This is a genomic window from Kribbella sp. NBC_01505 (assembly GCF_045040285.1).
Taxonomy (GTDB): domain Bacteria; phylum Actinomycetota; class Actinomycetes; order Propionibacteriales; family Kribbellaceae; genus Kribbella.
Window position 1 is genome coordinate 8,182,359 of sequence record NZ_CP109425.1, and the last position, 13,362, is coordinate 8,195,720.

Consider the following 13,362-nt stretch of genomic DNA (forward strand, 5'->3'; position numbering starts at 1 on the left):
TGGTCGGCGCGCGCGATAACGTGCGACGATCCGCACGCAGATCGGAGCACACAGTGACCGCCACCTCTGTGAAGGCACCACCGGGCGCGACGCGTAGGCGCTATCTGATCCTAGGACTCGCCTTCATCGGGCTGTCACTGAATTATCTGGATCGGGCCAATCTGAGTGTCGCGCTGCCGTTCATCCAGGAGGACCTGCACCTCGACCTGTCGAACGCGGAGAAGGGGCTGATCCTTGGCGCGTTCTTCTGGGCGTACGACGGTGCGATGCTCGCGGCCGGCTGGTTGGCGGACCGAGTAGGGTCGCGCAAGGCGTTCACCTTCGCGGCGCTGTGGTGGAGCGTGGTCACCGCGTTGACGCCGTTGGCGCGCGGGTTCTGGTCGCTGTTCGCGTTCCGGTTCGCGCTCGGCGCGGGTGAGGCACCGGCGTACCCGAGTGCGACCAAGGCGGCGTCGCGGTGGTTCCCGCGGCACGAGCGGGCGTTCGCGACCGCGGTGATCGACTCGGGGTCGCGGGTTGGGACGGTGTTGTCGCTGCCGGTCGTGACAGCGCTGATCGCCTTGGTGAGTTGGCATTTCTCGTTCGTCGTACTGGGTGTGCTCGGCGTGATGTGGGCCGCGGTCTGGTACTGGTACTACCGCGATCCACGCGAGCACTCCGGCGCGAACGACCTCGAGCGCGAGTACATCGCCGCGAACGGCGCCCGGCTGGAGGAGAACGACGACGAGTCGGCGACCCAGGTTCGCTGGCGGGATCTGTTCCGGTACCGGACGATCCGCGGCATGATGCTCGGCTTCTTCTGCCTGAACTTCGTCATCTACTTCTTCCTCACCTGGTTCCCGTCGTACCTGAAGGACGCACGACACCTCGACCTGGCCGAGCTCGGCACGCTCGGGACCCTGCCCGGTATCACCGCGATCGCGGGCGGCTGGATCGCCGGGATCGTCGCCGACCGGCGGATCCGCGCCGGCGCCGATGTGACGCGGGTGCGGAAGACGGTGATGGTCGGCGGTCTGCTCGGTGGGGCGGCGATCGTTTTCGCGGCGCCGGCCAAGTCCGTGTACGTCGCTCTGCTGTTCCTGGCGATCTCGTACGCGAGCCTGGCGATCGCGGCCACGGGGATCTGGTCGCTGCCGGGTGATGTCGCACCGAGCTCCCGGCATGTTGCGTCGATCGGCGGCATCCAGAACTTCGCCTCCAACATCGCCGGCATCATCAGCCCGTTCGTCTTCGGCCTTCTGCTCGACGTGTACGACGGCAACTACCTACCGTCGTTCCTGGTCGCCGGTGTGGTCGCGGTGATCGGAGCGCTCACGTACGCGTTCATCGTCGGTCGGGCCGAGCCGCTCCCTGTGCTCGACCGCTGACCTGTTCACCTGGAAGTCATCCGGCCAGCCGACGCTGTGCTCATGAACACCCCTGACTTGGTTCAAGAGCTCGGCTTCCGCGTTCTCGACGAGGAGGACGACGATCCTGTCCTGCTGCGCGCCGACGGTACGCCGGTCGACACCTGGCGCGAGGGGTATCCGTACAGCGAGCGGCTGGCGCGGGAGGTCTACGACCGGGACAAGCGGCTGCTGCAGATCGAGCTGCTCAAACTGCAGTACTGGGTGAAGCGGTCGAAGCAGAAGCTGGTGATCGTGTTCGAGGGTCGCGACGCGGCCGGCAAGGGCGGCACGATCAAGCGGTTCATGGAGCACCTGAACCCGCGCGGCGCCCGGATCGTCGCGCTGGAGAAGCCGTCCGAGCGTGAGCAGACGCAGTGGTACTTCCAGCGGTACGTCGAGCACCTGCCCGCGGCCGGTGAGATGGTCCTGTTCGACCGGTCCTGGTACAACCGTGCGTGCGTCGAGCGGGTGATGGGGTACTGCTCGGACGATCAGTACGAGGAGTTCATGCGGCAGGCGCCGGAGTTCGAGCGGATGCTCGTCCGGTCGGACACGCTGCTGGTGAAGCTGTGGTTTTCGGTGTCGCAGGCCGAGCAGCAGACCCGGTTCACGATCCGTCAGATCGACCCGGTGCGGCAGTGGAAGCTGTCGCCGACCGACCTGGCCTCGCTGGACAAGTGGGGCGACTACACCGAGGCGAAGGAGGCGATGTTCCACTACACCGACACGTCGCATGCGCCGTGGACTGTGGTGAAGAGCAACGACAAGAAGCGCGCCCGCCTCGAGGCCATGCGCCACGTTCTCAGTCTGTATGAGTACACGAACAAGGACCACGAGTTGGTTGCCGGCCCGGACCCGAAGATCCTCGGCCCGGCCAGTGAGGTGCTGGAGCACGGTGAGACGGCGGACCGCCCCTTCCCGGTCCTCTAATCCTTTACGGTGCAGCCATGGCGAACTTCGTACTGGTTGCAGGTGCCCGGCTCGGTGCGTGGGCGTGGGACGACGTAGTCCCGCAGTTGCGTGCGGCCGGGCACGGTGTCTACCCGTTGACCCTGTCCGGTCTCGCCGACAAGCAGGGTCTGCCGGCCGGACAGCAGACGCATGTCCAGGACATCGTCGACGAGGTTGTACGTCGGGACCTGCATGAGGTCGTGCTGGTGGGTCACAGCTATGCCGGTGTCCCGGTTGGTCAGGCTGCGGGTCGGATCGGGGACCGGCTGCAGCGTGTGGTCTTCGTGGACTCCAGTGTCCCGGCGGACGGCGTGCCGTTCAGTGCTGTGTTCCCGGATGGCGGTGTCGGGCTGAAGACGACGCTCGGGGAGAACGGTGGGTTCTGGCCAGTCGCACCGGCGGCCCACTTCGACGGACACGGTCTGACCGCGGAGCAGATCGGGCGAATCGTGGCTGGTGCGACGCCGCACCCAGGTGCGACGTTGACCGAACCCGCTGAGCTGGTACGGCGGCTCGCGGAGCTGCCCGCGACGTACATCCTGTGTGTGCTGGGTGGAGCTGAGCCCAGTGAGGACGTAGCTGCACTGCTGGTCAGTGAGCACTGGCGACGGGCTGAGCTGGAGACTGGGCATTGGCCGATGTTTTCGCAGCCAGACGAGCTCGCACGGCTGCTCCTTGGTGAAGTAGGGCAGTGAAGAGCGCCAGTCCGATCGCTGAGCTTGTCAGCCACACACCCGTTCGCCCGGCGTGCTCCAGCAGCGCCGTACCGAGTAGTGGTCCGAGTATGGCGCCGACGCTCCAGGTGGTGGAGGCGATCCCCATGTATCGGCCACGGAGGTCAGCCGGAGCGAGTCCGGCGAAGGTGGCGCCGAACAGGACTGAGACGCCGATCTGGCCGAGCGTCCACAGCAGGATCGCTGCTGCGTAAGCGGCGGTGCCGTGGACCACAGCGGTGAGTCCGCCGCCGACACCGGCGAGCAGCATCGAGACAGCCAGTGCGGAGACGGTGTCGCGTCCCTTGAGTACGCGGACCGCAAGCGGCTGGACGGTGATGATCAGTATTCCGTTCAGTGCGAGTACGGCGGCGTACGTGCCGGGGCCGATGCCGTCGCCGGTCATGATGAGGGGGAGCGTCGAGTACACCTGCAGGAACATGGCGAAGTAGACGACGTGGATCCCGGTCATCATCAGCATCACCGGATCGCGCAGCAGGACCGGCAGCAGCGCCCGCCGGACGGTGGCGGACTGCGTTGGCCGGGTCTCGGGGACCCAGCGCCAGACGATGAGTGCTGCGAGCACCGCGGCCGAGGCATTGATCCAGAACAACAGGCCGTATCCCTGCCGGACGAGCACTCCTGCAGCGATCGTGGCGATGGTGGAGCCGACGTTGGCCGCCCAGAAGAGCCGGCCGAAGGCTGACAATCGTTCCTGGGGAGGCAAATCGGCCAATGCGGCCGACCCCACCGGGCGGAAGAGCTCCGCCATCAGTCCCACACCCAGGGCTGAGACGCAGATCGTCGGCAGCGTGGTCGCCGAGCCGAGCGCGATCAAGGCGACAGCCGAGCCCAGGAAGCCGATCAGCATCGTGTTCCGGCGTCCGATCCGGTCGCTCAGCCAGCCGCCGAGCAGCTGGGATCCGATGTCGCCGGCGCCGACCGCCGCGATCACCGCCCCTGCGGTCGCCGGTGCGAGCCCGCGTTCGTGGGTCAGGTAGAGCATCAGGAACGCCCTCGCCACTCCGCCGGTCCGGGTCACGAAGTGCGTTGCCATCAATCCGTTGACCAACTTGGCTGTCATGTCCCTGGCTGTCATGTGTACGACGGTAGATTCGGCAGGGCATCGTGAAAAGCGATTGTTTCCGATCAAGACGATCGGCATCAGCTATATTCAGGCCCATGGTGGATGTGGAGCTGCGGCACCTGGTGACGATGGCGACCATCGTCGAGGAGGGCACGTTCGGGCGGGCGGCGGTGCGGCTCGGCTACACCCAGTCGACGATCAGCCAGCAGATCGCCGGGCTGGAGAAGTCGGTCGGGGGAGCGGTCTTCGAACGGCCGGGCGGTCCGCGACCAGTGCGTCTCACCCCGCTGGGCACGGTGGTCCTCGACCATGGGCGCGAGTTACTGGCGAAGGCCGAGTCGTTGTCCGAGGCGGTCGATCGGTTCAAGGCCGGTGGCGGCCGCATCGACATCGGCACGTTCCAGAGCGTGTCGCACGTGATCCTGCCGGCGCTCATCGGCCGGCTGCGTCAGGAGCAGCCCGGCTGCGAGATCAGGCTGACAGACATGCCGGCCGAGGCTCCACAGATCGGGGAGCTGGACCTGCTCTTCTACGATCGCGCGATCGATGGCGATGTCGAGCAGCTCAGGCTGATCGACGACCCGCACCTGCTGGTGACACGTCCAGGGGATCTTCCGGACGGCCCGGTCACCTTGGCGGCACTCGATGGCCGACCCATTGTGGGTTGCCACGAGGCCTGTGACCAGATCTGGATGGGGCCTGCGACTGATGCGGGTGCCCGACCGGAGGTTGTGTTCCGTACGCCGGGCAACGAGACGATCCTGTCGATGGTGCGAGCCGGACTGGGCTGGGCTGTGCTGCCATGGCTCGCGGTGTACGGCGCTGATGCCCGCTCCGACAAGCGGCTCGCTGTCCATCAGTTGCAGCCGGCGCCGACCCGCGGGATCTACCTGCACTGGCCGGCGACGGCGGCGCAGTCGCCACTGGCTGTGCGGGCGATCGAGATCGCCCGCGAGATTGCCACTGAGATCGTCGCCGGGCTCGGCCAGTTCGGTAGGAGCTAGTTCGGTAGGGGCAGCAGCACGGTGAAGGTTGCGCCGTGGGGGTCGGTGTCGGTGACGACCACCCGGCCCGCGTGAGCGGCGACCAACGCGGCGACGATCGAGAGACCTAGCCCGGAGCCTCCCGTCGTACGGGTCCGGGCCGAGTCCGCTCGGTAGAAGCGTTCGAACACGCGAGCCTTCTGCTCCTGGGTGAGTCCGGGACCTGAGTCGCTGACTTCGAGTACGGCGTCGCGTCCGCGGGTCCCGACCGATACGAGGATCGGCGCGTCGACGGGGGTGTGATGGAGCGCGTTGCTGATCAGGTTGCCCAGGACCTGGCGCAGGCGGGCCTCGTCGCCTTGAACGACGGGAGCTTCGGAGTCGGGGAGGATCTTCAGTGAGATGTTGCGCTCGGGCTGCATGGCCTGGGCGTTGTGCAGGGCGTCCGCGGCGACCGGCAGCAGGTCGACTGCCTCCATCCGGAGCGGGCGTTGCTGGTCGAGGCGGGCGAGCAGGAGCAGGTCGTCGACGAGCAGGCCCATCCGCTTGGCTTCGTCCTCGATCCGCTTCATCACGTCCGGCTCGACGACACCGCGTTGCCGGCTGAGCTCGGCGAACCCGCGGATGGAGGTCAGGGGAGTGCGGAGTTCGTGGGAGGCGTCGGCGACGAACCGCCGCATCCGGTCCTCGGACTGCTTCGCGTCTTCCTCGGAGCGGCGAGCGGTGTCCTCGGACACCCGGGCGGCGAACTCGGATGCGGTGCGTTGGGCGAAGGCGTTCTCGATCTGACCGAGCATCTGGTTCAGCGCCTGCGAAAGCCGGCCGACCTCGGTGCGGGGGTCGCGCTCCGGAATGCGCCGGCTGAGGTCACCGCCCGCGATCGCCACGGCGGTGTGTTCGACATCCTCCAGTCCGCGCAGACTTCGCCGTACGACGAAGGTGCCCACACCGGCGAGCAGCACGAGCAGGATGAACCCAGCCGCAGCCTGCACCCCCACCAGCCGCTGCAAGGTGCGCGACATGTCGTGCAGGCTCTGGGCAACCATGACCGAACCAGAGCCGTTGTCGGTTGGCACAGCGATCACACGCCAGGTGGTCCCGCCAGACACGGCACTCACGTTGAAGGCCTGACCAGCACGGTCTCGCACCTGGTTGAGGTCGAGCGTCGGGAGGTTCGGGAGCGGCTCTCCATCGACGAGCTGCGCGCCGAAGGCACCGGGGCTGTTGCCGCTGGAGTCGCTGATCTTGAGGACGAACTGGCTGGGTAGCTGTCGTCGCCCAGGCCCCGTACCGGGCGGACGGGGCCGCCGTTCGGCGTCGATGTGGGCGATCTGGTCCGCGGTCTCCCCGAGTTGCTGGTCGATCTTGTCGACCAGGTAGCCGCGCATGATGGTGGTGGCTACTACGCCGGAGGCCACGAGCGCGAGCGCCACCAGCGTCAGCAGGACTACGACGATGGTGACGCGGAGGGGGTAGCGGTCGGTGAAGCGCCGGTGGTTGAGCATCAGCTGGGGCCTCGCGGGGTGCGTAGGACGTAGCCGACCCCGCGGACGGTGTGGAGCAGCTTCTGGTCGCCGGTGTCGACCTTACGGCGCAGGTACGACATGTAGGACTCGACCACGCCGGCGTCCCCGGCGAAGTCGTAGTTCCAGACCGCGGACAGGATCTGGCCCTTCGACATGACGCGTTCGGCGTTCTCGAGCAGGCAGCGCAGCAGCTTGAACTCGGTCAGCGACAGCTGGACGGCCTCGCCGGACTTGAAGACCTCGTAGCTGTCCTCGTTGAGCTCGAGGTCGGCATAGCGCAGTACGGCGGCTTCGGTCGTCGTCTGCTCGCGGTGACCGGAGCGGCGCAGCAGGGCGCGGACGCGGGCGACCAGCTCGTCCAGGCTGAACGGCTTGGTCACGTAGTCGTCGCCGCCGGTCTGCAGGCCGAGGACCTTGTCCTCGACGGCGTCGCGGGCGGTGAGGAACAACACCGGCACATGCCGATCCTCACCTCGCAACCGCCGGACCACCTCGAATCCGTCCAGGCCGGGCATCATCACGTCGAGGACGACCAGGTCGGGCTGGACCTCACGCGCCTTGCGGAGCGCTTCGGTGCCGTGGCTGGCGGTGGAGACGTCGTACCCTGCGAAGCGCAGGCTCGCGGACAGCAGTTCGACGATGTTCGGCTCGTCGTCGACCACCAGAAGATGCGGGCTCATGCGCACAGTCTGCCGCTGTTACCCATGGTGACCCTGGCATCTTGCTGGCAATCAGCTGTGAGTCGTGGTCATCGGGCTCCGCGGTGGAAGCCCCACTTCTCCCCGGCGGCCTTGCGGACGGTGCCGTCGCTGAGGCTGGTCGCGGTGGCCTTGCCGTCGGCGACCACAGCGGAGACATTGACCGTGTTTCCGGTCTTCACGTCGCCGATTCCGTCACGGGCGGCGTTCACCAGGGTGTCTGCGGTGAGGGTGTAGGTGCGGCTGTAGCCGTCCTCGCTCTTGACCGTGATGGAGTCCTTGCTGACCGCGGTGACCTCGCCGCGCTGGGTGGCCACGGTCTGGTAGCCGCCGCCGTCCTTCTTGACGACGAACTCACCGTGCAGCGCGCCGCCCTGGCCGAGGACCTTGCCGGGTCCGCCGCCCGGGCCTCGGTCGGGACCGGCCGGGGGACGTGCCGGGTCGGCCGGCTTGGACGGTGACGCGGAGGGTGCGGGGGTGGGGTCGGCGTTGGTTGCGGCCCAGGCGACACCGCCGGCCGTGGTGGTGACGGCGACCGCGGCGATGGTGCCCGCGATCCGCCAGCGTTTCTCTGAGAGATTTCTGAACAATGCCATGCGGTCCACACTCGCTCGTGGTTCTGAGACGAGGCTCCGGTGCGCCTGAGAAAAGCCTGGCAATCGCTCAGACGACGAACAGTACGGCGATCAGCCAGACGGCCGCGGCGAGCGACGTACCGATGAACTCGATCAGGATGGACAGCCCGGTGGCGCGCAGTGCGTGCTTGGTGGAGGTCCAGGCGGCCGTGTGGGTCTTCAGCCGCTGCCGCTCGGACAGGTAGACGCCGAGCGGGAAGCCGACGAACATGCCGACGACCGGGATCACGAAGAAGCCCACGATGCCCAGCAGGACGCCGATGAGCATCGAGCGGCGTGGTACGCCGGACTCGCGGAGCCGGCGTTCGGGAACGGTGTACTTGACCACCTGGCTGGCACCGATGAGCACCACGGCGGCCGCGAGCACGATCCAGCCGGTGGTGCTGCGTTCGACCAGAGCCCAGACCAGGATGGCGGCCAGGCTCAGGATGGCGCCAGGCAGCACAGGGATCACGATGCCCAGGATGCCGACGAAGATCGCCACCCCGATGAGGACGGTTAGTGCAGTGTTCACACGGACACTCTGCCGTACAACGGGCGCGTTTAGGGTGGAAGCATGTCCCAGCTGCACGAATTGGTCACTGCACTGGCCGCTCCCTGGGTGGTCCTCTCGCCGCGCTCCGGTCAGCTGACCGGCTCCGGTGTTGAGGGTGTCTATGCGCGGGACATACGGCTGCTGTCCAAGTTGGTGGTCACGGTTGACGGTGCCGAGCCCATTCCGCTTCAGGTGGACGAGCGGAGTGCCTCCACCCACGTGTACGTCGCGAAGGTGGATCGTGAGGAGACCGTCCTGCTGTACCGGCGGCGTGAGCTGACTCGCGACGGAATGACCGAGCACCTCACGCTGGTGAACAACTCCCGGGAGGCTGTGACCTGTCAGCTGGAAGTTGCCCTGGGCACCGACCTGGCCGGGATCGTTCAGGTGCGGAACCACAGCGCCGTGACACTGCCCACTCTAGAGCCTCAGTACGACGGTCCTGGCCGTCTTTACTGGGAGAATGAGGGCACGCGGGTGACTGCGGAGCTGGACCTCGGATTGACTGCGACACCGCAGTTGGAGCCGGGGGAGGAGTTCACGATGATCACTAAAGTGATCGCTTCCGGTCCACGCTCGCTCAGCGGCTTCGATATCAACCCACCGGTGAACACTATTCTGTACACCGCGAGTGTTCACTGTAGTGATCACCGGGTCGAGTGCTGGTTCGAACGTTCCCTGGAAGACGTTCAGGCGCTACAACTTGCCGTCGGCAACGACCGCTACCTCGGGGCCGGCCCACCCTGGTACCTGACACTGTTCGGCCGGGACTCGCTGATCTCCGCCGGAATGCTGATTCCGGTCGACCCTGAGCTGGCCGCAGGCACGCTTCGCGTGCTCGCTGGCTGGCAAGGCACGAAGGTCGATATCGGCACCGCTGAGCAGCCCGGGAAGATCCCGCACGAGCTCCGCGCGGAGGCCGCCGCCCACGGGGACGACTTTGTGCTGCCGCCGGTGTACTACGGAACGCACGACGCGACGCAGCTCTGGATCACCACACTGCACAAGGCCTGGCGCTGGGGTATGCCATCCGACGAGGTGCGTGACTTGCTGCCGAACTTGCGGCGGGCGCTGGAATGGATGCGGGACTATGCCGACCCGGACGGTGACGGCTTCCTCGAGTACATCGACGAGTCCGGCCACGGCCTGGCGAATCAAGGCTGGAAGGACTCGAACGATTCGGTGCAATGGCCGAACGGCGAGCTGGCCACCGCGCCCATCGCTCTGTGCGAGGTGCAGGGCTACGCCTATGCGGCCGCTGTGCGTGGTGCCGAGCTTCTGGAGGCGTTCGGGGAGTCAGGTGACGAGTGGCGTGTGTGGGCAGCTGCGCTGCAGGAGCGTTTCCGCAGCGCGTTCTGGGTGCACGGCTACCCGGCGATCGCTCTCGATGGCGCCAAGAACGCGGTAGCCGGCCGAGCCTCGAACATGGGCCACCTGCTCGGCACCGGCCTGCTGGACGCTGACGAAGAACAGCTCGTCGCGGACCTGCTAGGCGAGGACGACCTGGACAGCGGCTTCGGCCTGCGGACCCTGTCGACCGCGATGTCCCGGTTCAACCCGATCGGCTACCACACCGGCAGCATCTGGCCGCACGACACCGCGATGGCCGTCCAGGGCCTCTACGCCACCGGCCACGCCGACGTCGCTTCGTCGTACGTCGCAGGTCTGGTCCGGGCGGCCGAGAGTTTCGACTACCGGCTTCCCGAGCTGTACGGCGGCCGCGGGTCGACCGCGGAGACGCGACCGACGCCGTACCCGGGATCCTGTCGGCCGCAGGCCTGGGCGGCGGCCTCCGCGATCGCCGTCCTCATTGCCGCGCTGGGTATCGAACCGGATGTCCCGGGCGGCACCTTGACGATCAACCCGGCTCCGTCGCTGCCGTGGTCCGAGCTGAGGCTCAACGGGCTGACGCTGGCCGGTGCGCCGCTCACCGTCGAGTGGCGGAACGGAGAGACAGCAGTGCTGGAGGCCCCGAAGGACCTCCAGCACCTTGTCAGCTGACATTGCGTCCAGGAACGCAAGGATGGCGGTCGCCCTTTGGGGGACCGCCATCGGCTCTGTAGGACTTTGGCGCCGCCGTTGGCGCGTTTATGAGACCTGGCTTACCGTTCGTCCTCCGCAGCAGCGACGGCGGCGGGAGCGGCTTCGAGCCGGCCCGTCTCGTCGTGAATGGTGACGGCGATGTTGCGCAGCTTGTCCGAGTGCTCCCGGCCGTGGTGGGCGCAGAACAGAAGCTCCCCACCGCTGGTCAAGGTGACACGGACGTAGGCCTGCGCACCGCAGCGGTCACAACGATCCGCGGCCGACAGGGCCGAACTCGGGGCGAGTGCTGTAGTCACTTGAGGCCTCATCTCATCTAGTTCCGTTCTCACCAGATACCAACATCCTGACATGCGGATCGCTTCCCGGTGGGGTCAACGTGTCCGAATGTGAGACGAAGCACCTGCTCCCTTATGACGCATGCTGACGCGGAATCGTTTCTGTTTCGAGCGATTTAGGCGGTTCCCGCCGTGTCGGGCGTGTCTTATCTCACTCTGCGCCATGTTCTGGTCACCGGTTGCTGATCTTCGGTGTGTCGTGGGGCACGCCCGATCGAGTCCGGATCGATATCTGAGATAGCACCTTTCTCGTTGTCCTGTCAGGTTCCCCGAGTGTCGGAGCCGCTAACAGGTTTTGGGGGTGCGGCCGCATAGGCTGTCCCTCGTAGTGAGTTGGTGAACCAGTGAAGGAGCCCTGTGGCCGCCCCGACGCCTCGTAGTACCGAGCTCGACCCGACGTACAACGCCCGCAACCTGCTCGTCCTCGAAGGACTCGAGGCGGTCCGGAAGCGCCCCGGTATGTACATCGGGTCCACCGACAGTCGCGGCCTGATGCACTGTCTGTGGGAGATCATCGACAACGCCGTCGACGAGGCCCTGGCCGGTCACGGCGACCGGATCGACGTCGTCCTGCACAAGGACGGCTCGGTCGAGGTGCGCGACCGCGCCCGCGGCATCCCGGTGGACATCGAGCCGAAGACCAAGCTCAGCGGTGTCGAGGTGGTGTTCACCAAACTGCACGCCGGCGGCAAGTTCGGCGGCGGGTCGTACAACGCCTCCGGTGGTCTGCACGGTGTCGGTGCCTCGGTCGTGAACGCGCTGTCGGCGCGGCTCGATGTCGAGGTCGACCGCGGTGGAGTGGTCTGGACCACGTCGTTCCGGCGGGGTGTCGCCGGTGAGTTCGACGCCGAGGGCGCCACGGCCGGTTTCACCGCGGCGAAGGGCCTGCGTAAGGCCGGCCGCGCGAAGAAGGGCATGACCGGCACCCGGATCAGGTACTGGGCGGATCGGCAGATCTTCACCCGCGACGCGAGCTTCAACTACGACGAGCTGGTCACCCGGGCGCGGCAGACGTCGTTCCTGGTGCCCGGCCTGGAGTTGGTGATCCGCGACGAGCGCGGTGACGAGGCGACCGAGGAGCACTTCAAGCACGACGGCGGGATCAGCGAGTTCTGCGAGTTCCTGGCCACCGACCAGAAGGTCACCGAGGTCGTCCGGCTGACCGGGACCGGTCACTTCACCGAGACCGTCCCGATGCTCGACGACGCCGGCCACATGACGCCGACCGATGTCGAGCGTGATCTCGAGGTGGACATCGCGGTGCGCTGGGGCGACGGCTACGAGACCGAGCTCCGCTCGTTCGTGAACATCGTGGCCACCACCAAGGGCGGCACCCACGTCTCCGGCTTCGAGCGGGCGCTGGCCAAGAGCTTCACCAACGCGATGGAGGGCACTCGTCTGCTGAAGAGCGGCGAGGAGCTGATCAAGGACGACGTCCTCGAGGGCATGACCTCGATCGTGACGGTCCGGCTGGCGGAGCCGCAGTTCGACGGCCAGACCAAAGAGGTGCTGGGTACGCCGGCCGCTTCGCGGATCGTCTCGAAGGTCGTGCAGACCGAGCTCGAGGCCTTCCTGACCTCGACCAAGCGTGAGCACAAGGCTCAGGCCCGGGCGGTGCTGGAGAAGGTCGTGGCGGCGTCCCGGACGCGCGTGGCGGCCCGTCAGCACCGCGAGCTGCAGCGCCGCAAGACCGCGCTGGAGTCGTCGGCGCTGCCGGCCAAGCTGGCCGACTGCCGAAGTAACGATGTCGACAAATCGGAGCTGTTCATCGTCGAGGGTGATTCTGCTCTCGGTACGGCGAAGGTGGCGCGCAACTCGGAGTTCCAGGCGCTGCTGCCGATCCGGGGCAAGATCCTGAACGTGCAGAAGGCGTCCGTCGCCGACATGCTGAAGAACGTCGAGTGCGCCTCGATCATCCAGGTGGTCGGCGCCGGTTCCGGCCGCAGCTTCGACCTGGAGCAGGTCCGCTACGGCAAGATCATCTTCATGGCCGACGCCGACTCCGACGGCGCGCACATCCGCTGCCTGCTGGCCACGCTGTTCTTCCGCTACATGCGGCCGCTGGTCGACGCCGGTCGCGTCTACACCGCCGTGCCGCCGCTGCACCGCTTCGAGCTGACCAACCCGAAGAAGGGTCAGGACAAGTACATCTACACCTACAGCGACGCGGAGTATCAGCGGAAGTCGGCCGAGCTGATGAAGAAGGGCGTCAAGTGGAAAGAGCCCCCGCAGCGCTACAAGGGTCTCGGTGAGATGGATGCCGACCAGCTGGCCGAAACCACCGTCGACCCCCGCCACCGGACCCTGCGGCGGATGACCGTCGACGACGGTGAGGCCGCGGCCCAGGTGTTCGACCTGCTGATGGGTAACGACGTGGCTCCCCGCAAGGAGTTCATCGTCCAGGGCGCCTACGAGCTCGACGAGAGTCGCATCGACGTCTGAGCGGAGTCGGCGAGGTTCCGGGATCG

12 protein-coding genes are annotated in these 13,362 nt (G+C 66.9%); 6 read left to right on the forward strand and 6 right to left on the reverse strand.

Annotation, left to right across the window (positions count from 1 at the left end):
• The first annotated feature begins 53 nt into the window (after positions 1–53).
• Genes OG474_RS38450 through OG474_RS38460 form a run of 3 tightly spaced genes read left to right on the forward strand, consistent with a single transcriptional unit; the run spans position 54 to position 3,034 of the window.
• Positions 54–1,367, forward strand: coding sequence for an MFS transporter (locus OG474_RS38450; protein WP_405058568.1), 1,314 nt, complete (start codon positions 54–56; stop codon positions 1,365–1,367).
• A gap of 42 nt (positions 1,368–1,409) precedes the next feature.
• Positions 1,410–2,318 carry a polyphosphate kinase 2 gene (gene ppk2 / locus OG474_RS38455; protein ID WP_405058569.1) on the forward strand — a complete coding sequence of 303 codons (909 nt, stop codon included), beginning with the start codon at positions 1,410–1,412 and terminating at the stop codon, positions 2,316–2,318.
• Positions 2,319–2,335: 17 nt separating this feature from the next.
• Positions 2,336–3,034 (forward strand): alpha/beta fold hydrolase, encoded by a 699-nt coding sequence (locus tag OG474_RS38460; protein WP_405058570.1) that lies wholly within the window; start codon positions 2,336–2,338, stop codon positions 3,032–3,034.
• On the opposite strand, the gene OG474_RS38465 is transcribed toward OG474_RS38460, so the two are convergent.
• Positions 2,931–4,151 carry an MFS transporter gene (locus OG474_RS38465; RefSeq protein ID WP_405058571.1) on the reverse strand — a complete coding sequence of 407 codons (1,221 nt, stop codon included), beginning with the start codon at positions 4,149–4,151 and terminating at the stop codon, positions 2,931–2,933. The genes OG474_RS38460 and OG474_RS38465 overlap by 104 nt on opposite strands.
• Before the next feature lie 83 nt (positions 4,152–4,234).
• On the opposite strand from OG474_RS38465, the gene OG474_RS38470 reads away from it, so the two are divergent.
• The gene (locus OG474_RS38470; protein ID WP_405058572.1) at positions 4,235–5,143 is read left to right on the forward strand and encodes a LysR family transcriptional regulator; all 909 of its coding nucleotides are present in this window, start codon (positions 4,235–4,237) and stop codon (positions 5,141–5,143) included.
• Here the strand turns inward: OG474_RS38470 and OG474_RS38475 are convergent.
• From OG474_RS38475 to OG474_RS38490, 4 genes are all read right to left on the reverse strand, one after another.
• Positions 5,140–6,627 carry a sensor histidine kinase gene (locus tag OG474_RS38475; RefSeq protein ID WP_405058573.1) on the reverse strand — a complete coding sequence of 496 codons (1,488 nt, stop codon included), beginning with the start codon at positions 6,625–6,627 and terminating at the stop codon, positions 5,140–5,142. The two genes, OG474_RS38470 and OG474_RS38475, sit on opposite strands and share 4 nt — an antisense overlap.
• The gene (locus tag OG474_RS38480) at positions 6,627–7,328 is read right to left on the reverse strand and encodes a response regulator transcription factor (protein ID WP_405058574.1); all 702 of its coding nucleotides are present in this window, start codon (positions 7,326–7,328) and stop codon (positions 6,627–6,629) included. Before OG474_RS38480 ends, OG474_RS38475 begins: the two co-directional genes overlap by 1 nt.
• Positions 7,329–7,396: 68 nt before the next feature.
• Positions 7,397–7,942: a hypothetical protein gene (locus OG474_RS38485; RefSeq protein ID WP_405058575.1), complete on the reverse strand. Its 546-nt coding sequence runs from the start codon at positions 7,940–7,942 to the stop codon at positions 7,397–7,399.
• A 67-nt stretch (positions 7,943–8,009) separates the two neighbouring features.
• Positions 8,010–8,495, reverse strand: a complete 486-nt coding sequence (locus OG474_RS38490) for a DUF456 domain-containing protein (protein WP_405058576.1) — start codon at positions 8,493–8,495, stop codon at positions 8,010–8,012.
• 42 nt (positions 8,496–8,537) lie between these two features.
• Between OG474_RS38490 and OG474_RS38495 the strand changes: the two genes are divergently transcribed.
• The gene (locus tag OG474_RS38495; RefSeq protein ID WP_405058577.1) at positions 8,538–10,517 is read left to right on the forward strand and encodes a glycogen debranching N-terminal domain-containing protein; all 1,980 of its coding nucleotides are present in this window, start codon (positions 8,538–8,540) and stop codon (positions 10,515–10,517) included.
• A 101-nt stretch (positions 10,518–10,618) separates the two neighbouring features.
• Here the strand turns inward: OG474_RS38495 and OG474_RS38500 are convergent, their stop codons facing one another.
• On the reverse strand, positions 10,619–10,867 hold the full coding sequence (locus OG474_RS38500) for a hypothetical protein (RefSeq protein WP_391544614.1): 249 nt from the start codon (positions 10,865–10,867) through the stop codon (positions 10,619–10,621).
• Positions 10,868–11,251: 384 nt separating this feature from the next.
• Here OG474_RS38500 and OG474_RS38505 point away from each other — a divergent pair, with 384 nt between their 5' ends.
• Positions 11,252–13,336 carry a type IIA DNA topoisomerase subunit B gene (locus OG474_RS38505; protein ID WP_405058578.1) on the forward strand — a complete coding sequence of 695 codons (2,085 nt, stop codon included), beginning with the start codon at positions 11,252–11,254 and terminating at the stop codon, positions 13,334–13,336.
• The last annotated feature ends 26 nt before the right edge of the window (positions 13,337–13,362 follow it).

Excerpts from the sequence above, each read along its gene's own strand:
- ppk2 (WP_405058569.1), top strand. The coding sequence starts at position 1,410 with ATGAACACCCCTGACTTGGTTCAAGAGCTCGGCTTCCGCGTTCTCGAC.
- OG474_RS38460 (WP_405058570.1), top strand. The coding sequence starts at position 2,336 with ATGGCGAACTTCGTACTGGTTGCAGGTGCCCGGCTCGGTGCGTGGGCG.
- OG474_RS38465 (WP_405058571.1), bottom strand. The coding sequence starts at position 4,151 with ATGACAGCCAGGGACATGACAGCCAAGTTGGTCAACGGATTGATGGCA.
- OG474_RS38470 (WP_405058572.1), top strand. The coding sequence starts at position 4,235 with ATGGTGGATGTGGAGCTGCGGCACCTGGTGACGATGGCGACCATCGTC.
- OG474_RS38475 (WP_405058573.1), bottom strand. The coding sequence starts at position 6,627 with ATGCTCAACCACCGGCGCTTCACCGACCGCTACCCCCTCCGCGTCACC.
- OG474_RS38480 (WP_405058574.1), bottom strand. The coding sequence starts at position 7,328 with ATGAGCCCGCATCTTCTGGTGGTCGACGACGAGCCGAACATCGTCGAA.
- OG474_RS38485 (WP_405058575.1), bottom strand. The coding sequence starts at position 7,942 with ATGGCATTGTTCAGAAATCTCTCAGAGAAACGCTGGCGGATCGCGGGC.
- OG474_RS38495 (WP_405058577.1), top strand. The coding sequence starts at position 8,538 with ATGTCCCAGCTGCACGAATTGGTCACTGCACTGGCCGCTCCCTGGGTG.
- OG474_RS38500 (WP_391544614.1), bottom strand. The coding sequence starts at position 10,867 with ATGAGGCCTCAAGTGACTACAGCACTCGCCCCGAGTTCGGCCCTGTCG.